General features: G+C 43.4%; 17 protein-coding genes. 14 read left to right on the top strand and 3 right to left on the bottom strand.

Features of this window, described 5'->3' with window-relative positions; all coding sequences use genetic code 11:
* Positions 1-8: 8 nt before the first annotated feature.
* Together EWM62_RS19285 and EWM62_RS19665 are read left to right on the top strand one after the other, a co-directional pair.
* Entirely contained in the window at positions 9-158 is a 150-nt protein-coding gene (locus EWM62_RS19285; protein ID WP_162499805.1) for a hypothetical protein, read from the top strand.
* Between the two features lie 85 nt (positions 159-243).
* Positions 244-366 (top strand): hypothetical protein, encoded by a 123-nt coding sequence (locus tag EWM62_RS19665; protein ID WP_262708467.1) that lies wholly within the window; start codon positions 244-246, stop codon positions 364-366.
* Between the two features lie 61 nt (positions 367-427).
* Here EWM62_RS19665 and EWM62_RS07605 read toward each other — a convergent pair whose 3' ends face one another.
* Positions 428-1,276: a DUF3667 domain-containing protein gene (locus EWM62_RS07605; protein WP_129876074.1), complete on the bottom strand. Its 849-nt coding sequence runs from the start codon at positions 1,274-1,276 to the stop codon at positions 428-430.
* Between the two features lie 122 nt (positions 1,277-1,398).
* Here EWM62_RS07605 and EWM62_RS07610 point away from each other — a divergent pair, with 122 nt between their 5' ends.
* The 5 genes from EWM62_RS07610 to EWM62_RS07630 all read left to right on the top strand — a co-directional run bounded on the left by EWM62_RS07610 (position 1,399) and on the right by EWM62_RS07630 (position 4,671).
* Positions 1,399-1,905: a GbsR/MarR family transcriptional regulator gene (locus EWM62_RS07610; RefSeq protein ID WP_129876075.1), complete on the top strand. Its 507-nt coding sequence runs from the start codon at positions 1,399-1,401 to the stop codon at positions 1,903-1,905.
* 92 nt (positions 1,906-1,997) lie between these two features.
* On the top strand, positions 1,998-2,378 hold the full coding sequence (locus tag EWM62_RS07615) for a hypothetical protein (protein WP_129876076.1): 381 nt from the start codon (positions 1,998-2,000) through the stop codon (positions 2,376-2,378).
* A gap of 28 nt (positions 2,379-2,406) precedes the next feature.
* Complete coding sequence (locus tag EWM62_RS07620; RefSeq protein WP_129876077.1) at positions 2,407-3,222, top strand: DUF393 domain-containing protein; 816 nt, start codon at positions 2,407-2,409, stop codon at positions 3,220-3,222.
* A 10-nt stretch (positions 3,223-3,232) separates the two neighbouring features.
* A complete protein-coding gene (locus EWM62_RS07625) occupies positions 3,233-4,159 on the top strand; it encodes a TIGR01777 family oxidoreductase (RefSeq protein ID WP_129876078.1) in 927 nt (308 codons plus the stop codon).
* Positions 4,160-4,170: 11 nt separating this feature from the next.
* A complete protein-coding gene (locus tag EWM62_RS07630) occupies positions 4,171-4,671 on the top strand; it encodes a hypothetical protein (RefSeq protein ID WP_129876079.1) in 501 nt (166 codons plus the stop codon).
* Positions 4,672-4,691: 20 nt separating this feature from the next.
* Here the strand turns inward: EWM62_RS07630 and EWM62_RS07635 are convergent, their stop codons facing one another.
* Both EWM62_RS07635 and EWM62_RS07640 read right to left on the bottom strand, forming a co-directional pair.
* The gene (locus EWM62_RS07635) at positions 4,692-5,042 is read right to left on the bottom strand and encodes a DUF1801 domain-containing protein (protein WP_129876080.1); all 351 of its coding nucleotides are present in this window, start codon (positions 5,040-5,042) and stop codon (positions 4,692-4,694) included.
* Positions 5,043-5,269: 227 nt separating this feature from the next.
* Positions 5,270-5,998: a GntR family transcriptional regulator gene (locus EWM62_RS07640; RefSeq protein WP_129876081.1), complete on the bottom strand. Its 729-nt coding sequence runs from the start codon at positions 5,996-5,998 to the stop codon at positions 5,270-5,272.
* A gap of 274 nt (positions 5,999-6,272) precedes the next feature.
* Here EWM62_RS07640 and EWM62_RS07645 point away from each other — a divergent pair, with 274 nt between their 5' ends.
* From EWM62_RS07645 to EWM62_RS07675, 7 genes are all read left to right on the top strand, one after another.
* Complete coding sequence (locus EWM62_RS07645; RefSeq protein ID WP_129876082.1) at positions 6,273-8,075, top strand: class I mannose-6-phosphate isomerase; 1,803 nt, start codon at positions 6,273-6,275, stop codon at positions 8,073-8,075.
* Positions 8,076-8,080: 5 nt separating this feature from the next.
* Positions 8,081-9,493 carry a sugar porter family MFS transporter gene (locus EWM62_RS07650; protein ID WP_129876083.1) on the top strand — a complete coding sequence of 471 codons (1,413 nt, stop codon included), beginning with the start codon at positions 8,081-8,083 and terminating at the stop codon, positions 9,491-9,493.
* A 59-nt stretch (positions 9,494-9,552) separates the two neighbouring features.
* The gene (locus tag EWM62_RS07655) at positions 9,553-12,708 is read left to right on the top strand and encodes a SusC/RagA family TonB-linked outer membrane protein (RefSeq protein ID WP_129876084.1); all 3,156 of its coding nucleotides are present in this window, start codon (positions 9,553-9,555) and stop codon (positions 12,706-12,708) included.
* A gap of 26 nt (positions 12,709-12,734) precedes the next feature.
* Positions 12,735-14,366 (top strand): RagB/SusD family nutrient uptake outer membrane protein, encoded by a 1,632-nt coding sequence (locus EWM62_RS07660; protein WP_129876085.1) that lies wholly within the window; start codon positions 12,735-12,737, stop codon positions 14,364-14,366.
* A gap of 20 nt (positions 14,367-14,386) precedes the next feature.
* The gene (locus tag EWM62_RS07665) at positions 14,387-15,505 is read left to right on the top strand and encodes a SusE domain-containing protein (RefSeq protein ID WP_129876086.1); all 1,119 of its coding nucleotides are present in this window, start codon (positions 14,387-14,389) and stop codon (positions 15,503-15,505) included.
* Positions 15,506-15,566: 61 nt separating this feature from the next.
* A complete protein-coding gene (locus EWM62_RS07670; protein ID WP_238989305.1) occupies positions 15,567-16,784 on the top strand; it encodes a glycoside hydrolase family 76 protein in 1,218 nt (405 codons plus the stop codon).
* 43 nt (positions 16,785-16,827) lie between these two features.
* Positions 16,828-19,194, top strand: a complete 2,367-nt coding sequence (locus EWM62_RS07675) for a GH92 family glycosyl hydrolase (protein ID WP_129876087.1) — start codon at positions 16,828-16,830, stop codon at positions 19,192-19,194.
* Positions 19,195-19,258: the final 64 nt, after the last annotated feature.

A 19,258-nucleotide genomic window follows, 5' to 3' on the forward strand; every position in this document is an offset into this window, starting at 1 on the left:
AAAAATTAATGTTAATTATCTGCATGTTCTTCGGCTTAGCCGTAGCTGCAAATGCACAAAATCGACCCGGCACTACAGACCCTGTTGAAAAAGCAAAGGAATTACAAACCAAGCTTAAATTAACAGATCACCAAACTGCCAAGGTTGCAACTATTTAACAGGAATCGGCGCAAAAATTCAATCAGATCAAGGCCGACGAAAAAGGTAACAGCAATAAAATGTTGGTAGCTATACGCCCATTGCGTGCTAAAACCATTCAAAAATTTAACCCCGGCCCAAAAAGCTAATTACGAAAAATTGGTTAAAAGCAGTGGTAAAGCAAGCGCCGGCTGGAGCGATGGCTGGAGCTCAACCGCGTCGAACTAATATTACAAATATTATATAGTTTAAGGCTGGCCATAGCAATATGGCCGGCCTCTTTTATGCGCTATATAAGCAGATAATGCACATATGCAATTCCGGTACGGTAAACTGCAATAACCAGCACAAACCAACATACAAACCCCAGTGTTTTTAGCGCGGTAATAAATATTGATTGTTTGTAAACCCGTTTAAACGAGGCATACATATACCAAATAACAGGTATAATTACCAGCGAAACAAACATGGAGTGGTGAGCTTTAAAAACATCGGTTTTTGATATTGGCAAAATAACAATCGCGGCGTAGATCATGAAAAATAAAAGCATAAACGAAAAGAAGTGCGTAGCAAATACAATATGCGGTACTATCTTTTTTTGCTTGGTGAAATTAAGCATCCAAAGCCCAATAGCCAGTAGTGGAATAAGTAAAATAATAAAAGCCTTGGCGGTATCGGGCAGGGTATTGTCAAACGCTTCGATGTAGGCTGCCGTGCTGATGCCTTTATGCGCTGCCCCTTTGGCCACAAGCCGGCGTGCTAAAATAGCTACCGGGTCTGGCCCGGCTACCATATATTTTAAATAGTAAAGAAAAAGGTCGACTTGCTTAAGCAGGAAAAAGTAAATGATGTTGATGATGATGTAAAGCTGTAAGGGCTTCATGAGCTTTACACGCCGGCCCGCCAAAAACTCTGCTGTAAGCTTGCCCGGATAAAGCAGCAGGTATTTTACCGATTGAAAAAATTTCCCATCAAAGTGCGTGAAAATATCTACTGTTTGCTCCGCGAACTTTTTTAATGATAGATCCTTTTCATTGATTTGCTTCTCGCCGCAGGCATAGCAAAACTTTCCCATAAAAGCCTCGCCGCAAGTTGGGCAGGCATTAGCAATTATTTGTATGTCGTTTGGTTTACTCATGGCGCAGGTTTCGTTTATCTAAAATAAAAATCTTAAAGAGATAATAAAGAACAGATGTAGAATTTCAATAAAATAAACTTTCAATATATTTTGAAAGTTTAAAAAGTTATTTATATTTGCATATGGAATTACCTGAGGCAAAGCAAAAATTTATTGAGGCGTGGGGCAAGTTAGGATCTGAGTGGGGCATTAACCGCACAATGGCCCAGGTGCATGCTTTGCTGCTGGTAACCTCAACCGAGCTAACTACCGAAGAGATCATGGAGAGCCTGAGTATATCACGGGGTAACGCTAACATGACCCTTCGCGACCTGATGGGCTGGGGCCTGGTTGAAAAACTGCATAAAGCAGGCGAACGCAAAGAATACTTTTTTGCCGATAAAAACACCTGGAACATTGCCCGCCAGGTAGCCAAAGAACGCCGCAAACGCGAACTGGAGCCGGTTATGAAAATATTAGACGAACTGGTAAAAGTAAAAGGCGATAGCAAAGACCCGGAATTTGCAACCTTCAACAAATCTGTAACCGATATTAACAAAATGGCTAAAAACGTTGATAAAACTTTAGAGACTATGCTAAAGGCTGAAGAAAACTGGTTTTGGGGTTCTATCTTTAAAATGTTCAAGTAACATTTTTTTGCATTATATATTTCAATATTTATTGAAAATTCAAATAGTACTAATATTTTAATCTTTATTTTTCACCATTAACAATTCACATCATGAACTATTTTATTTTAACCTACGCATTTTATTTGGCCATTAGCATTGCATTAACCGTTTGGGTCGCCAAGGTGCTGTTTAAAAACGGGAGGGTATTTTTGGTCGACATTTTTCACGGTAACCAAGAGCTTGCCGACTCTGTAAACCGGCTGCTTGTGGTAGGCTTTTATCTTGTTAACATTGGCTACATGAGTTTGGTGCTGAAGGAAGAGGGTTCTATTCAAAGCACCCAGGTATTGATTGAAGTGCTGAGCCGTAAATTGGGCTGCATTATTCTGATACTTGGCGGGATGCACTTCCTTAACCTCACCATCTTTTTTAAACTGCGTAACCGCGCACGTAACGAGAAACCAATTTTCGCACGCTCTGAAGAAAAGTAAATATTTACAGAATCTAAATAGTATAACCATGAAAACGCTTGGCAATCACACCATATTTTTTGACGCCGAATGCCCTATGTGCAAACTGTACACCAAAGCCTTTGTGCAAACAGGTTTACTTGATAAGGATGGCCGCGAGGCATACCAGCACTTAGATACCAACACCTGCCCCATGGTTGACAGGCAGCGCGCCGTAAACGAAATAGCCCTGGTAAACCAGGAAACCGGTGAGGTTACTTATGGTGTAAAAAGCCTTTTTAAAATTATTGGTAACGCTATGCCTGTGTTTAAGCCGCTATTTAATTTTGTGCCCTTTGTATGGATGATGGGTAAACTCTATAGCTTTATATCATATAACCGCAGGGTTATTATACCATCAGCTGGCGATGGCTATGCCTTGCAGCCTACCTTTAAATTGAGATATCGCATAGCCTACCTGGTGTTTGCCTGGGCCGTTACATCATACATACTTACGCTTTATGCCGGGTTATTACAAGGTATAATGCCTGTTGGTAACCTGTACCGCGAAGGCCTGATATGCGGCGGACAAATATTTTTCCAGGGGATAATTATCAGTTTGATAGCCAGTGAAAAGAAGTGGGAGTACCTGGGTAACATGATGACCATCTCTTTTGGCGGCGGGCTATTGTTATTGCCCATGCTGCTATTGGCCGGTATTACAGGGCAGTATCCGGTATTATACGCGGGCTACTTTATGTTGGTTGCCGGGCTGATGTTTTTAGAGCACATCCGCAGAAGTAAGCTATTAAATATAGGGTGGGTGCTTACCATTAGCTGGGCTATCTACCGCGCCATCATACTTTTGGTTATCTTATTCGTTTAAACTTATCATCATGAAATACAGCAAAATAATACTGGCAGGTGGCAATGGCCAAATAGGTAAGGCCCTCGCTGGATATTATAAAGGCATAGCCGATGAAATTATCATCCTGAGCAGGAAACCCGCGCCGGCAAAAGGTAATATTAAAACACTGGTATGGGATGGCCGAACCCCGGGCGACTGGGCAAAGGAACTGGAAGGCGCTGATCTGCTGGTAAACCTTTGCGGTAAAAATGTGAACTGCCGTTATACAAAAGAAAACCGCGAAGATATCATCCGCTCAAGAGTGGAGCCAACAAAATTACTTGGGAAGGTTATCGACGGCCTGATCAATCCGCCTAAACTTTGGATCAATGCGGCGTCTGCTACCATCTATCGCCACGCGGAAGACCGCCCGCAGGATGAAGAAACAGGTGAAATTGGCTATGGTTTTTCTATAGAGGTTTGTAAACAATGGGAACAAACGTTTTTTGAAACAGAAACTCCCAATACCCGTAAGGTTGCGTTACGTACCAGTATCGTACTTGGGCGTAATGATGGCGCTTTACCAAGGTTGATTAACCTGGTTAAAACCGGTATGGGCGGCCGGCAGGGCGATGGGCAGCAATACATTTCGTGGGTACATGAGCAGGACGTTGTTAACTGTACCGAATGGCTGCTGCAGCATCCCGAAGTTAACGGCGTGCTCAACTGTACAGCCCCGCATCCCCTAAAAAACACCGAATTTATGAAAGAACTGCGCAATGCCTGCGGCGTTCCGTTTGGTTTGCCTGCACCGGCGTGGCTGCTGGAAATGGGCGCAGCGCTAATAGGTACTGAAACAGAACTGATATTGAAGAGTCGGTGGGTGTTGCCCAAACGATTGCTGGATGCAGGCTTCGAGTTTCAGTTTAAAAAAGCAGGGCATGCTATTAAAGATATTTTAAGTATCAGGATCTAAATTTAAACACCATGAACCCTACCCAGATACAACTAAAAAGGAAGATAAAACGCTGGCTGATATTTTTGATGGCCGGATTGGTATTAAGCGGCATTACCGCGTTTCCGATAGAAAGCGAATTGGCTATCGCGATGAGCAACATCAATATCTTTTCGCCTAAAATGCAGCACTGGCTTACCACCATTTACACAGCCGTAACACATACTAACGCCCAATACCCATACCTAAGCTATGGTACCGACTGGCTGGCCTTTGCCCACATTGTTATCGCTATAGCGTTTATAGGCCCCCTGCGCGACCCGGTGCGAAACGTTTGGGTGCTGCAGTTTGGTATGATAGCCTGTGTTCTCATATTCCCGCTGGCCTTTATTGCAGGGCCTGTCAGGCATATCCCCTTGTTCTGGCAACTGGTAGATTGTTCTTTTGGGGTGATTGGAATTATTCCCCTGTATGTTGCTTGTCGTTACACCTACCAGTTAGAAAATATCACAAATAATGGCCATTTTAAATAATAGGTTAAACGATTGTATTACTAATGCCGATAAACATCAAGCATTTGGTTCAGGATGTTATCTATCTTGCCCATCGGCAGGTCCTGTGACGGATCAAGAAGCAATATCTTCATTTTAGCCCTTTTCTCGATGATCAGATCGGGATGGATAACCAGGTTACCGGTTACTATACCAAGGTAGGGCTGCCGAAGCTTTTTGTGGACCCATAGGTAACACATCATCTTGCCATTATAGCAAAAGAAAGGCATACCATATTTCCATGCTTCGGTAATGTTGCTATCCAATTTAAGGATGTGACCGCGCAGGTATTGCAGACAACTTTGGGTTGGTTCGGCATGTTGCAAAAAATAGTGGTCAAAAGGGCTAAGCATGGTTTATTTCATTTCTACATTATAATCCCTTGCTATGTACGATAGCTCGTATAGATAAACAAAATTACCAGTGTTAAATGAAACTTTCTTAACTGTACCCTTAAGTAATGTGCTAAGCTAAAGCTTAGCATAATGCCAATTACGTATTTAATAGGGGTAAAAACTTCCAGTCACTTATAATGTAAAGGATCCAGGATAGCTATTTATTTAGATCGATAAACATTTGATTACCGCCTGCTCTCTACAGTGTACACAAAGCTATCGGCTTTGTAATAGCCCAGGTTATATTCAAGCGGGCGCTCGCCCTGGTCAAATACAAATCGCTTGCGGAACAGTACCGGGCTGCCATTAGTTATCCTTAGCTTATTAGCTATGATATCATCGGCGGCGTGGGCGCTTATTTCCTCTTTAGATAAGGTGGCTACAGTAGAATATTCCATTTCCAGCAATTCGTAAAGCGGGCGTTTAAAATCCTCGTCGCCGGTTAGCCCAATGCGGGGGTGAAAGTAAGAGATGAAATACACGAAGGGCTCGTCTGACCGGCCGCGCACGCGTTCCATTTTCAACACCTTCCTGTCTGTTTTTATTTCAAAAAAATTGGCCAGTATCTCGTCCGGGTAAACCCAGGTAACATGCAGTTCGAAGTTTTTTATGGTGATACCCCGCAACTTCATTTCCTGCGAAAAGCTGAGCCAGTTATTTGATTTTGAGCTTACAGTTGCCTGGTTAACCTTTGTACCGGTCCGTTTTTTACGGATCAGCAGCCCTTCAAAAACAAGCTTATTAATGGCCTGGCGTAAAGTAGTGCGCGATATGGCGAGCACCTTTGCCAGGTCAACCTCGTTGGGCAACAGCTTTCCGTTTTGAAATTCTTCTTCCGCTATCATGCTTCTTAAAAGTTCTTCGGCTTGTATATGCAGCGGAATAGGGCTTTTATGATCAATAGAATATTTCATGGCGGTGTAATATATACAATTATAATAAATTTCAAATCACAAGTTTAATTGTACATACATATGTAGCTTGTAAAAGCCTTAGTAAATCGCATATAGTGTGATTTTTACACCTAAAATTTTATTTTTTAATTTATTTGGTATTGTAAAATTTGTTCATATGTTTGTACATTATAATCATAAACCAATAGTTTTTTTAATTTTCCCGGATTGAAGCAGAGGCCTTAAATGGCCTACTTATGTGGAAATTAATATGTACATACATTACTACAAATAAATGAATATTGATATTAAAGATTACAAGGCAGAAGGTGTTGAGACGGAATTAAGAAAAACCAGTCAATTTTTAATGCCTGCAAAATTACCTGACACCTTTAATGCTGATGGAGGCTATAATATATTCCCGGCCTGCGCATTAGGTGCCGGAAAGATATTTAACGGTTTTCATTCGCTTGCGGAATATATTATTGAGCAAAAAACTGTTGTTATTGATGGCTTTGTGGGGTTGTTTTGGGATACCATACAGGCAAGGTTGCAGCATCATTTTACAGCCGCAGGCCTTAAAGTAAACTGGATAAACACCGGCACCTTTTTAAAGCCCGCTTCTGAAATTGAAAAACTTGTTGAGCCATTCTTGGGAGAGTATGAATCTGTTTGGGGTACCAAAACTACCCTGTCATTAATTGATATTTATAATACCGGCATTACTCAACAGGTTGCAGATAATAGCGACCTTAATATTGTTATAGGCCCTGGCGCGGCGCTATCGGGATGGAATGCCCCGGTTATTTATATCGACTTGCCAAAAAACGAATTGCAGTTTAGGATGCGTGCAGGCAGTATTACCAACTTAGGCGCTGCTCAGGCAAGCGAGCCTTTTCAAATGTACAAGCGCTTTTATTTTGTGGATTGGGTAATGCTTAATGATCACAAAAAAGCCATACTTGACCGAATTACCGTTATGGCAGACGGCCAATGGCCCGAAACCATAAATTGGATGCATAAAATTGATCTTGCAAAGGCACTTAATCAAATCAGCAGGTCGGTGTTGCGGGTGCGCCCATGGTTTGAGCCGGGTGCCTGGGGCGGCCAGTGGATAAAAAACAACATTAAAAACCTTAATACCGATGTAGTAAACCTTGCATGGTCTTTTGAGTTGATAGTGCCCGAGAACGGCCTGGTGTTTGAAAGCGATGGTAACTTATTAGAGGTATCGTTTGATACCCTGATGTTTGAGAATAACAAAAACATATTGGGCAAACATGCCGAACGATTTGGCGACGAATTCCCTATCCGTTTCGATTTTTTAGATACTTATAACGGAGGTAATTTATCTATACAGTGCCATCCAAAAGTTAAATACATACAAGAAAATTTTGGTGAGAAACTTACCCAGGATGAAACCTATTATATTTTAGACTGCGAGGATAACGCCCGCGTTTACCTGGGCTTTCAGGATAGTATCAACCCAACAGAGTTTAGAAGTGTACTTGAAGAAAGCCAGGAAACAGGTAACGAGATAGAGATTGAAAAGTATGTGCAATCGCACCCGGCCCAAAAGCACGATCTGTTTTTGATCCCTAACAGTACAGTGCATAGCGCCGGCACCGGCAACCTGGTATTAGAGATAAGCGCCACGCCATACATTTTCACCTTTAAAATGTACGATTGGGTACGCCTTGACCTTGACGGTAACCCACGCCCTATCAATATCGACCACGCTTTTAACAACCTTGATTTTAACCGTAAGGGCAAGCAGGTATATCGCGAGTTGATCTCGAAACCGGCTGTAATAGAGCAGGGAGAGGGATACCAGCTTGTGCACGTACCAACCCATGCCGAGCATTTTTATGATGTGCACCGCATGGAGTTTGATAACAAAATTACTGTGGAAACCAATAATGTATGCCATGTGCTGATGCTGGTTGAAGGTAAATCAATATTGCTTGAAACCGCCGATGGCACCAAACATCAGTTTGCCTACGCCGAAACATTTGTGGTACCAGCTGCGGCGGGTTCATACACCATTACCAATTTGGGTAAAGGCCGTGCAAAAGTTGTTAAAGCATTTTTAAAATAACAAAGATGAGCAATACAATAAACCATATTGAAGTGAAGAAGAGCAGCACCTACCTGTACCTGGTATGCCTGGTGGCTGCACTTGGAGGGTTTTTATTCGGGTTTGATACGGCGGTTATTTCCGGTACAGTTAGCCTGGTAAAAAATGATTTTAGCCTTAGTGCTGTTAGCGAAGGCTGGTTTGTAAGCTGTGCCCTGCTTGGCTGCATTATAGGTGTAAGCTTTTCGGGCAAACTGAGCGATAAATATGGGCGCAAAATAGTATTGATCTTATCGGCGGTGCTGTTTTTGGCATCGGCGCTGGGTTGCATGCTTTCAAATTCATTCACGGTTCTTATTATTTTCCGGTTAATAGGCGGCCTGGGTATTGGTGTGGCTTCAATGGTATCGCCATTATACATTTCAGAGTTTTCGCCGTCGCGCTACCGCGGAATGATGGTGTCGCTATACCAATTGGCTTTAACCATTGGTATTGTGCTTGCCTATTTTTCAAACGCTTATTTGGCTAACCATACCGGCGATACTTATTCTGGCGGCATGCAAACAATTTTTTCGGCCCAGGTTTGGCGGGGAATGCTTGGCTTGGGTGCCCTGCCTGCAGCTATATTTTTAATATGCCTGTTTATGGTTCCAGAATCGCCAAGGTGGCTGTTGTTAAAAGGGCAAGAGCAAAAAGCCGAAGCCGTTTTAATAAAAATTGATGGCAGCGACGCAGCAGCCCACGAGATAAAAGCTTTTAAAGAACAGGACGACAATGATAGCGAATCTCTTACCGAACTGTTTAAACCCGTTTACCGTAAAGCGCTGTGGATTGGCCTATTGTTGCCCTTCCTATCGCAAGTGTGCGGCATAAACGCGGTAATATATTATGGCCCAAGAATTTTAGAGCAAGCCGGCTTTACACTGAACAACGCCCTTGGCGGGCAGGTTACCATTGGTTTGGTGAATGTGGTGTTCACATTTGTTGCCATTTTCACTATTGATAAGTGGGGGCGTAAACCATTGCTTTTTGCAGGCGTTGGCGGTGCCGTGGTATCGCTTGTTATTATAGGCGCGTTATTCGCCCTGGGTGTAACATCCGGCCCGTGGATCCTCATTTTTATACTCGCGTTTATTGCCTGTTTCGCCTTTTCATTCGGCCCGGTTTGCTGGGTAGTTGTTGGCGAGATCTTCCCCAATGCCATCAGGGGTAAGGCTATGGCACTGGCAACGCTATCATTATGGGTAGGCAACTTTTTGGTTGGCCAGCTAACCCCCGTTATGCTGGAAGGCCTGGGCTCGTCATGGACGTTCTGGCTGTTCGCGCTGTGCTGTTCGCCTGCCTTGTGGATAACCTGGAAACTGATACCCGAAACCAAAGGCCGCTCGCTGGAAAATATTGAGAATTACTGGAAGGAAACCTATAAAGGCAAGGCATAAAGGATGTGCTGCGCCTAAACAAATAAACAAACCCCAAAATAAACTAAAATCAACCGATTATGAGATTAAAACTATTACACAAATTAAAAAAATTAAAGCGGCTTTACAGCAAGGTGCTGGTTGCAGGGCTATTTGGCGTTGCTGCCCTCAATTGCAGCGCTGCTAATGCTACCGCTACGGCTGCAAGCCATGCCTATAATAAAAATGCTTTTGATATAGCCGTAACCGGTAGGGTATTGGATGATACCAACCAGCCCTTGCCCGGTGTTAATGTAAGCATTGCAGGTACTACTATAGGCACAGTTACCGATGTAAATGGCCGGTATAAGCTAAATGTACCCGATAGCTATGCAAACGCCAAACTTACCTTTTCGTTTATTGGTTTTGTAAAACAGGATGTTGCGATAGCTGGTAAAACAGAGATAAATGTTAGTTTAAAAGCCGACAATACCAACCTTAACGAAGTGGTGGTTGTAGGTTACGGAACGCAAAAAAGGATAAACCTTACCGGTGCGGTGGGTACCATCAGCTCTAAAAACATCGAAAATAAGCCGGTATTAAACACTTACCAGGCTTTACAGGGCGAATCGCCAAACTTAATTATACAGCAAAGCACTTTAGACCCCGGCAGCGACGTAACCGTAAATATACGCGGTGTGGGTACGCTGGGCGATAATAACCCGCTGGTTGTTATTGATGGTATAATTGGCGGTAATTTAAATACCCTTAACCCTAATGATATCGAAAGCGTATCTATATTAAAAGATGCAGGCTCGGCAGCTATATATGGTTCGCGTGCTGCAAACGGGGTGATCCTGGTAACCACTAAGGCAGGTAAATTTAATTCAAAACAAAGCATCAGCTACAGCGGCAGCTTTGGCTTACAGGATGCAAGGGTATTGGTACATAAGGTTGATGCGTGGGACAATGCCTACTACAAAAACCAGTCGCTAATAAACTCCGGTTTGCCGGCTGCCTATACGCCCGACCAGATCCAGGCGCTTAAAGACGCAGGTAACGGTACCTGGGACGTAGAGCATCTATTAAAACAGGCACCTCAGCAATCGCACAACATAAGTATATCCGGTGGTAGCGATAATAGCTCATACCGCATATCTGCGGGCTACCAAAACCAGGGTAGTAACTTAATTGGTAATGGTGGTACAGGTGCCGATTTTGGTTATCAAAAATATAACCTGCGTTTAAATCAAACCTCGCTAATAGGTATATTCAGGTCTAATATTATCCTTAATTATACTAAAACACGTAATAAAACCAACAGCGTTGGCAATAACAATATTTTTGCCGATGCCAACCGCGTACCGCACAATTACAACTGGCAGGACGAGAACGGGAACTACTTAACCAATCCTGTAGCCTCACAATACAACGAATATGGTGTATTGGAAAAAGGCGGTTATAACCAGGCAGATAATGATGAGATATTTGGTGCTTTTAACGGGCAGCTAAGCATTACCAAGGATTTAAAATTAAACGCCGAATTTGGTGGTACTGCACAAAATAACGGTACCTTTTTCAGAAGGACACAGGTTGATTATTTACCTGCCGGTGTTTACGGTAACGACCTTTCGGTATTAGATGGTAACAGCAAATCCTTGCTGTTAAACACCAAACTTTATGGCGAATACAGCAAAAAGATAACCGACCATTATTTTAAAGTACAGGTAGGTGTATCAAGCGAAAACTATAGCCAAAGAGGTTTCCAGTTACAAAAAACACTAACCGACCCTTACCTGGGTACCCCAACAACAGGTACTATAATTGATACCCAAAACTCTACCAATAGTATCGGGATAAATTCATACAGCCTGCTTTCGGTATTTGGCCGTGTAAACTATTCGTATCAGGACAAGTATCTTTTCGAGGCTATGTTCCGTGACGATGCTTCATCAAAATTTGCAGCGGGCAACAGGGCAAGTTTCTTCCCGTCGGTAAGTGCAGGCTGGATAGTGTCGAAGGAATCGTTCATGCAAAATATCCAAAACACATTAAGCACCTTTAAAATAAGGGCATCATATGGTATTGTAGGTAATCAAAGTGTTAACAATTTCCAATACCAAACCCTTTATTTTAATTATCCTAACGCTTATGGTTTTGGCAATAATGTAGTTGGTGGTGCAGGCACAAATATTGCCAACCGTGATATAACCTGGGAAAAATCAGCCAAATTGAATATTGGTTTGGATGCCGGTTTATTTAATGATAAAATAACCGCCACCTTTGATTATTTCAGAGAAACCCGGAGCGATATCCTTGCTGCAAGGGCAGATGTACCTTATATCTTTGGTGCAGCTTCGCCGGATTTTAACGTAGCTAAAGTAAGAAATACCGGTTGGGAAGCATCGTTAACATACAACTTACGCGGTAAAGATCTTAGCCAGAGCTTTAGTGTAAACCTTGCCGATAACCAAAACAAGCTGTTAAAATTAACCGGTGACGCTACAGAAAACATCATTAACCAGGATGTATTTCAATTGCTAAGAAGGGTTGGTGAGCCTATCACTCAATACTATGGCTATCAAACCAATGGCTTTTTCCAAAACCAGCAGGATATTGATAACTCTCCTAAAATTGCAGGTAACAGTGTACAGCCGGGCGATCTGAAATTTAAAGACCGCAACAATGATGGTATTATTGATGAAAAGGATAAAACTGTTTTAGGTAACCCCTTCCCACGTTACACATTTGGCTTCACTTATCGTGCATCATACAAGGGTTTCGACCTGTCATTGTTCATACAAGGTGTTGGCAAACGCGATCAGTTCTTGCGCGGCGAGTTGGTTGAGCCATTCCACTACGGTTATGGCGCTACCGTTTACGAGCATCAAACAGACATTTGGTCGCCAAGCAACCCAAATGCACGGTACCCGATATTGGCAAACATTGGCTCGCCATCAAATACAAACAACTGGCGTACTGGGTCTGACCTGTATAAATACGACGCTGCATACGTAAGGTTAAAGAATGTTAACATTGGGTACAGTTTCCCCAACAGCATAACCAAACGCCTGGGCATTGAGAAATTAAGAATTTCTTTAATCGGACAAAATCTTGCCACGCTTAGCAAGCTTAGGTTTATTGATCCTGAAACCTCTGAGTTTGGTAATAACCTGGGCCTTGGTTCGTATTCAAACAGTGCTAGGCAATATCCGCTGCCTGTGTTTTACGGTGCAGGCCTTGATATCACATTCTAAACAGATAAAATTTAAAACATATAGAAATGAAATTTTTAAAAAAGCTTTTGATCGTATCTGTTGCGGTAGTTGCAGTATCGGGGTGTAAAAAACTCGATATTGCACCAACAGACAAGTTCTCTGACCTTACCTTTTGGCAGATTGATGCTAATGTTTACAACGCGTTGTATAACAACTACAGCCTTATCTACAATAGCGGCCTGTATTTTGACGCCGAAGCCATATCTGATAATGCTTACTCGCCAAGCGGTGATTTAAACCTTATTGCAAGTGGCAATGCAACAGCGCTTACAGCTAAGTTTGCGAGCGACTGGAGCGCATATTACTCAGCTATTAAATCATGTAATATTTTTTTAGCTAACATAGATAAAAACCAAACATTGCCTGCAGCTACCAAAACCAGGTTAATAGCCGAAACTCGTTTTATACGTGCTTTTGAGCATTTTAACCTTACCAAATGGTATGGCGATGTGCCAATTTCCGATCATGACGGAACGCCTGAAGAGGCACAAACCATCTCGCGTTCGCCAAAGGCGGCGGTAGTTAAATTTGTGCTTGATGAATTGGAAGCCGTAATTAACGATCTGCCATCAAAAGATGCGTTGCCGGCAAACGAAAATGGCCGTATTACCAAAGGCGCGGCTTTAGCTTTAGAAGCAAGGGTGTTATTATACCAGGGCGACCGTATGGCCGATGTGGTAGCCGTTTGCGAAAAATTAATGAACAACCAGGCTACTTACGGAACTTATGGTTTAGCCCCAAGCTATAGCGCGTTGTTTAGCGATCCATCGGTTAACAAAAATAGCAACGAGGTTATCCTGTCATTACAATATGTGCCAACCAACCGCACGTGGCAAAACTTTTGGGATTTTGCGCCACGTACTGTTGGTGGCCGTGTAAGTAGCATGGCGCCAACGCAGGAACTTGTTGATGATTATATTATGCTGAATGGCAAAGGCATCAAAGAATCAGGTTCGAGCTATGTGGAAAGCAACCCTTATGTTAACCGCGACCCACGTTTAACCGCTACTGTTGTTTATGACAAATATGTATGGGTAAACCCTAATAACAGTACAAAAACCATTTATATAAAACCAGGTACCGACCCTGTACAGCCGGGTTTAGACGAATACAGCGCAGGTTCGCAGGCGGCTTCGGCAACTGCTTATTACTGGCGTAAATACTTCGATCCAAGCGCGCTGGCAAACTTTGTTTCGGGTAATAACCTGCATTTATTTAGGTATGCCGAAATCTTACTTGATTATGCTGAAGCTAAACAAAGCCTTGGCCAGATGGATGCATCCGTTTGGAATAAAACCATAGGCGCATTACGCGAAAGGGCAGGCTTTACAGATGCCGGTGCACTAAACTACCCGGGAGCCGCCGGGATGACCGACATCATCAGGCGCGAAAGAAGGGTTGAGTTAGCCATGGAAGGCTTAAGGGTTGATGATATCCGCAGATGGAAAATAGCTGACGATGTGATGAACGGTTATGCGCATGGCGCCAAATTTTCATCAGACCAAAGCACCGATAATGGTTACATCAGAACACAACTGCGCAAATTTAACCCTGAAAGGGATTACCTGTGGGCTATACCATCGCACGATGTTAACTTAAACCCTAACCTTGGCCAAAACCCTGGATACACCAAATAAACATTAAAAAAATTATAGACATGAAAAATTTGATCAGGTTAAGCAGCGTAGTGCTGCTGGGCATAATTTCAATCACAGCCTGTAAAAAGGAGGGAAGGCCGTTAGACCTTAATTTAACTGCGGTGGGCAACCTGGGTTCGCCGGATGATAATACCGATGTGGTATTAGACCCCACAAGCGATGCAAGCGTTTTATTTAAATGGGATGCTGCTACCGACGCTAACGGCGGCCTGATATTGTACGAGATAGCCTTTGATAAAGAAGGGGGTGATTTTAGTAAGCCGGTATACAAAACAATGGCTGATGGCAATGGCGCGCAAACACAGATCACCATTACGCATAAAAACCTTAACAAAATTGCGGCGGCAGCAGGTGTAGCATCATCAAGTACTGGTAAATTGAAATGGACAGTTATCGCTTCCAAAGGTACAAACGCTAAACTGGCATCGGTATCAAGGACCATACAGTTAGACAGGCCCGCGGGATTTGCCGAAAACCCCACTGAGCTTTACCTGACAGGTTCTGCAACCGAAGGGGGTACCGATATAACCAAAGCAGTTCAGTTGAAAAAAATCGAAGATGGCGTGTTCGAGATATATACCTCACTAAAAGCAGGTGATTATATCCTTACAGACAAAAATACTGATGGCGGTAAGCAATATTATATTGATAACGGCATCATAAAAGAGGGTAACAACCCGGTTACCGTTAGCGGCGGACAAAAAACATATCGCTTAAATTTCGATTTTACATCTGCAACTTCAAAATCAATGGAGATACAATCCATAGGTTTATACATGTCTGCTTATGGAACCGAAATTGGTACGCTTAATTATATTGGTAACAGCACCTGGGAAGCGCCAAGTGTAGATGTTGAGTTTTACCCATTCTCGTGGGGGCGCGATGAACGTTACAAATTTATTGTACACACCGCAGCCGGCCTTGAATATATTGGAAGCAGCAATGCCAACAACGACCCGCCGGCAGGCAAACCGGCTTCTTACTTTTATGTATGGCCGGTAACCAACGATCAGTGGAGCAACACTTATAAGTTCGATCCATCAGCCGATAAGAAGAATGTAAAGGTTGACGTAATGTTTAAACCTGATGCTTATACGCATAAAGTAACGGTAAACTAAACCGCTGCTTGTAACTTACGCACCTGCAGCTTAGCTGCAGGTGCTTTATAAATCTATCATTATGAAGAAAGTACTATTTGGGTGGATGGCTGTCGCAATTATTATGGCGGCATCGTGCAGTAAGGATAAAAATATTACACCTACGCCCCCGGGCGGCGGGGAAAAACCACCGGTAAATCCGCCGGTAACTACAGTTTCATACCTCGACCTGGCAAAACAAACGCATAATTTTGTTACCGGTAATTTTCTTACTTCCAGCTTTAGCTACCGTGCAAATACAACCACCCATTCAAACAATTGCTTCGAGTGGTATAACGCAAGTCAGATCTATGCCGACGCTGCTTTGGTGGCTGCCGGCGATGCATCGGCCCTGCCTTACATGAACAATACCTTTAAGTTTATGGAAAACTTTTGGGATAAAGCAGACCTGCGCGGCGGTTATTTCGCATCGGTTAATTTAAACGGAACAGGTGCGGCTGGCGATAAATATGTTGATGATAACGCGCTAACCGGCATGGTTTACCTGGAAGCGTATGATATAACTACAGGTACTGATAAACAAGCTTATTTAGATAAGGCCAAAGCATGTGCCGATTGGCTGATAAACAGCGACCTTTGGGATACTACCTATGGCGGCGGCTTTTGGTGGAACACATCAAAACCAAACAAGCCATCGCAATCAAACGGGCTTGCCATGCAGCTTTTCGCACGCCTGTACACCATAACCGGCCAAACGGATTACCGTGACTGGGCAACAAAGGTGAACACCTGGCTGCGTAATAACATGTTCGATTCTTCCACCGGTTTATACATCTGGATGGTTGATGGTACCGGTGCCGGTACAAAGCACACCGAGAAATTTACCTACGATAACGCCATAATGATAGAGGCCGATATTTTATACGGCAAAGCCATAAACGATGATACCTACCTTGCTAAAGCGCAGGCCATAGGTAATGCCATGAACACCGTTTTATGGAACTCGGCCTGGAAAGGTTACATATTTAATACCGACCCGAGCCAAACACGCGTAAACCCCGCATGGTGCGGATGGGGAACGCAGGGTATGATACGCCTGTATGAGCAGGACAAGAATGCAAAGTGGCTTACATTTGCACAAAATAATATCGATGCTTTAAATAAAGCATCACGAAATAAGGATACACACGGTTACTACTTTTTCTCGGGATTTGCAGGGAATGACCGCTCGCCTGAAGTAGAAGGCGTTGACCAGGCCTGGATGCAAAGGATACAGGCCATGATGTCTAAATATAAATAAGAAAAACCTATTGCGGCGTAACCGCGATATTAAATATTGCTACATGAAAATTAAGTTTGGTACAGGTGCTGCTTTAATGGCCCTATTGCTGGCATCGTGCAGTGTTAAGCGCGAAAGTGTTTCAAAATACGTAGATCCTAATATAGGCACGGCTCACAGTCGCTGGTTTTTTTATACACCTGCCGCGGTACCATATGGTATGGCAAAACTGGCTCCCTCCACAAACGGGCACTATGGTAATGCATCGGGCTGGGAAGCGGTTGGGTATGATACCCGTCAAAATTCGATAGAGGGCTTTGTACACTTTCACGAATGGCAGGTAGGCGGTGTAAGCTATATGCCAACTACTGGTACACTTAAAGTAAAACCCGGCGATCTGGAAGGCCCAAACACCGGCTACCGCTCAAAATTCGACCGCAAGAACCAGGTTGCAGAACCCGGCTATTATAAAGTATTGCTTGACGATTACAACATAACGGCCGAACTTACCGCTACAAAAAGAGTGGGTTTTCAGCGATATACCTTCCCTAAGAACGAACTATCGCACATTATCCTTGATATTGGAAACAAGCAGGGCGAAAGTGGTGAAACTACTAATGCAAACATAAAAATGCTGGATGATACCCACTTTGAGGGTTACGTAAGCACATATCCAAAATATGTGAAAATATACGACCCCGAAGGTAAGGTGGACATGTACTTTTACGGCGAGATCAGCAAAAAGCCTGCAAGTGTTTTTTCTTTTGTAGGAGATAAGGTAACGCAGAACAGCACAAGCGCCGCAGGCAAGGGCGCGGGTTTGGTGCTTAATTATAATACTACCGATAACGAGACCATTGAAATAAAAACCGGCTTATCGTACACCTCAACCGCTAACGCGAAGGCGAATTTTGCTGCCGAAGCTACAGGTGTTTCGTTTGAACAGGCAAAAAAGAATGCGCAGGAAACCTGGGAGCAGCAGCTTGGCAAAATAGCTGTTGAAGGTGCCGATGTGCAAAACAAAACCAAATTTTATACAGGGCTGTTCCATGCCTTATTAGGCAGGGGTATAGCCAGCGATGTTAACGGCACTTATCCAAAACATGGCGGCTTAACTGGGCAACTGCCGGTACAAACAGATAAAAGCCTTAAGGCCGAATTTATAAACACCGATGCCATTTGGGGAGGTTTCTGGAACATCACACAATTATGGTCATTATCATATCCGGAGTGGTATGGCAGTTTTGTGAACACGCAACTACAGCTTTATAAAGATAAAGGCTGGTTTGGCGATGGTGTTGCCAACAGTGAATATGTATCGGGCGTGGGCACTAACTTTGTAGGCCTTGCCGTGGCAGGCGCATACAACGTAGGTATCCGCAATTACGATGTAAACCTGGCTTACGAAGCTGTAAAGGGCAACGAGCTAAATTACAGGAACCGTGCTTTCGGATCGGGTAAAATGGATATCAAAGCATTTCTGCAATATGGCTACGTGCCTTTTCTGGATCAAACCGGCAGGGATTTCGTAACCGATTCTACCGGCTCTAACTTTGCGGGGTCGCATACCTTAGAGTATAGCTACAGTGCATTTGCCGCAGCGCAAATGGCAAAAGCGATGGGCAAAATCAACGACTACAATAGTTTTATCAAATATTCTAACGGTTGGAGACATATTTTTAATCCGCAGAATAAATTGATGCAGCCAAAAAGGGCTAACGGAAATTTTATTGAAAAGTTTGACCCATATCAGCCCTGGAGAGGTTTCCAGGAAGGTAACGCAGTGCAGTACACCTTTTATGTGCCGCAAAACCCGGCCGGTTTAATAGATGCCATTGGCAAGGATAACTTTAATAAACGCCTCGACAGCATCTTCACCGTATCAGAAAAACTGGGTTTTGGCGGCGGAAAAACTATCGACGCTTTTGCGGGCATCAATTCAATTTATAATCATGGTAATCAGCCTAACCTGCATATCAGTTGGTTGTTCAATTTCTCGGGCAAACCCTGGTTAACCCAAAAATGGACAAGGCTTATAGGACAGGAGTTTTACGGTACCGAGCCTATCCATGGCTATGGTTATGGGCAGGACGAAGACCAGGGGCAATTAGGCTCGTGGTATGTGATGAATGCTTTGGGCCTGTTTGATGTGAAAGGGTTTACCGATCTGCGGCCTATTATCGAACTGGGCAGCCCGCTGTTTGATAAAGCTACTATAACATTGGGCGATGGTAAGATACTTACTATCGAAACCAAAAATAATGCTAAAGACAACGTGTACATCCAATCAGCAACATTTAACGGCTCACCGCTTGATAATTGCTGGTTATACCGCGATGAGTTGATGAAAGGCGGAAAATTAACTTTTATTATGGGCAACCAGCCAAATACAAGCTGGGGCACAAAAACGCCGCCACCATCGGTACAGTAGTGCCTATGTAGCAGGGGAGTGGGATTAGATGAAGGGGAATTATATAATGATTTCTATAAACCTA

Origin of the sequence: Mucilaginibacter terrigena (assembly GCF_004168255.1) — a bacterium.
GTDB lineage: Bacteria > Bacteroidota > Bacteroidia > Sphingobacteriales > Sphingobacteriaceae > Mucilaginibacter > Mucilaginibacter terrigena.

What these genes read in the sequence shown, in the direction of transcription:
- EWM62_RS07620 (WP_129876077.1), top strand. Translation starts at nt 2,407, where the DNA reads ATGAAAACGCTTGGCAATCACACCATATTTTTTGACGCCGAATGCCCT.
- EWM62_RS19285 (WP_162499805.1), top strand. Translation starts at nt 9, where the DNA reads ATGTTAATTATCTGCATGTTCTTCGGCTTAGCCGTAGCTGCAAATGCA.
- EWM62_RS07635 (WP_129876080.1), bottom strand. Translation starts at nt 5,042, where the DNA reads ATGCTTAGCCCTTTTGACCACTATTTTTTGCAACATGCCGAACCAACC.
- EWM62_RS07625 (WP_129876078.1), top strand. Translation starts at nt 3,233, where the DNA reads ATGAAATACAGCAAAATAATACTGGCAGGTGGCAATGGCCAAATAGGT.
- EWM62_RS07640 (WP_129876081.1), bottom strand. Translation starts at nt 5,998, where the DNA reads ATGAAATATTCTATTGATCATAAAAGCCCTATTCCGCTGCATATACAA.
- EWM62_RS07675 (WP_129876087.1), top strand. Translation starts at nt 16,828, where the DNA reads ATGAAAATTAAGTTTGGTACAGGTGCTGCTTTAATGGCCCTATTGCTG.
- EWM62_RS07630 (WP_129876079.1), top strand. Translation starts at nt 4,171, where the DNA reads ATGAACCCTACCCAGATACAACTAAAAAGGAAGATAAAACGCTGGCTG.
- EWM62_RS07655 (WP_129876084.1), top strand. Translation starts at nt 9,553, where the DNA reads ATGAGATTAAAACTATTACACAAATTAAAAAAATTAAAGCGGCTTTAC.
- EWM62_RS07665 (WP_129876086.1), top strand. Translation starts at nt 14,387, where the DNA reads ATGAAAAATTTGATCAGGTTAAGCAGCGTAGTGCTGCTGGGCATAATT.
- EWM62_RS07615 (WP_129876076.1), top strand. Translation starts at nt 1,998, where the DNA reads ATGAACTATTTTATTTTAACCTACGCATTTTATTTGGCCATTAGCATT.
- EWM62_RS07660 (WP_129876085.1), top strand. Translation starts at nt 12,735, where the DNA reads ATGAAATTTTTAAAAAAGCTTTTGATCGTATCTGTTGCGGTAGTTGCA.
- EWM62_RS07645 (WP_129876082.1), top strand. Translation starts at nt 6,273, where the DNA reads ATGAATATTGATATTAAAGATTACAAGGCAGAAGGTGTTGAGACGGAA.
- EWM62_RS07670 (WP_238989305.1), top strand. Translation starts at nt 15,567, where the DNA reads ATGAAGAAAGTACTATTTGGGTGGATGGCTGTCGCAATTATTATGGCG.
- EWM62_RS07650 (WP_129876083.1), top strand. Translation starts at nt 8,081, where the DNA reads ATGAGCAATACAATAAACCATATTGAAGTGAAGAAGAGCAGCACCTAC.
- EWM62_RS07605 (WP_129876074.1), bottom strand. Translation starts at nt 1,276, where the DNA reads ATGAGTAAACCAAACGACATACAAATAATTGCTAATGCCTGCCCAACT.
- EWM62_RS07610 (WP_129876075.1), top strand. Translation starts at nt 1,399, where the DNA reads ATGGAATTACCTGAGGCAAAGCAAAAATTTATTGAGGCGTGGGGCAAG.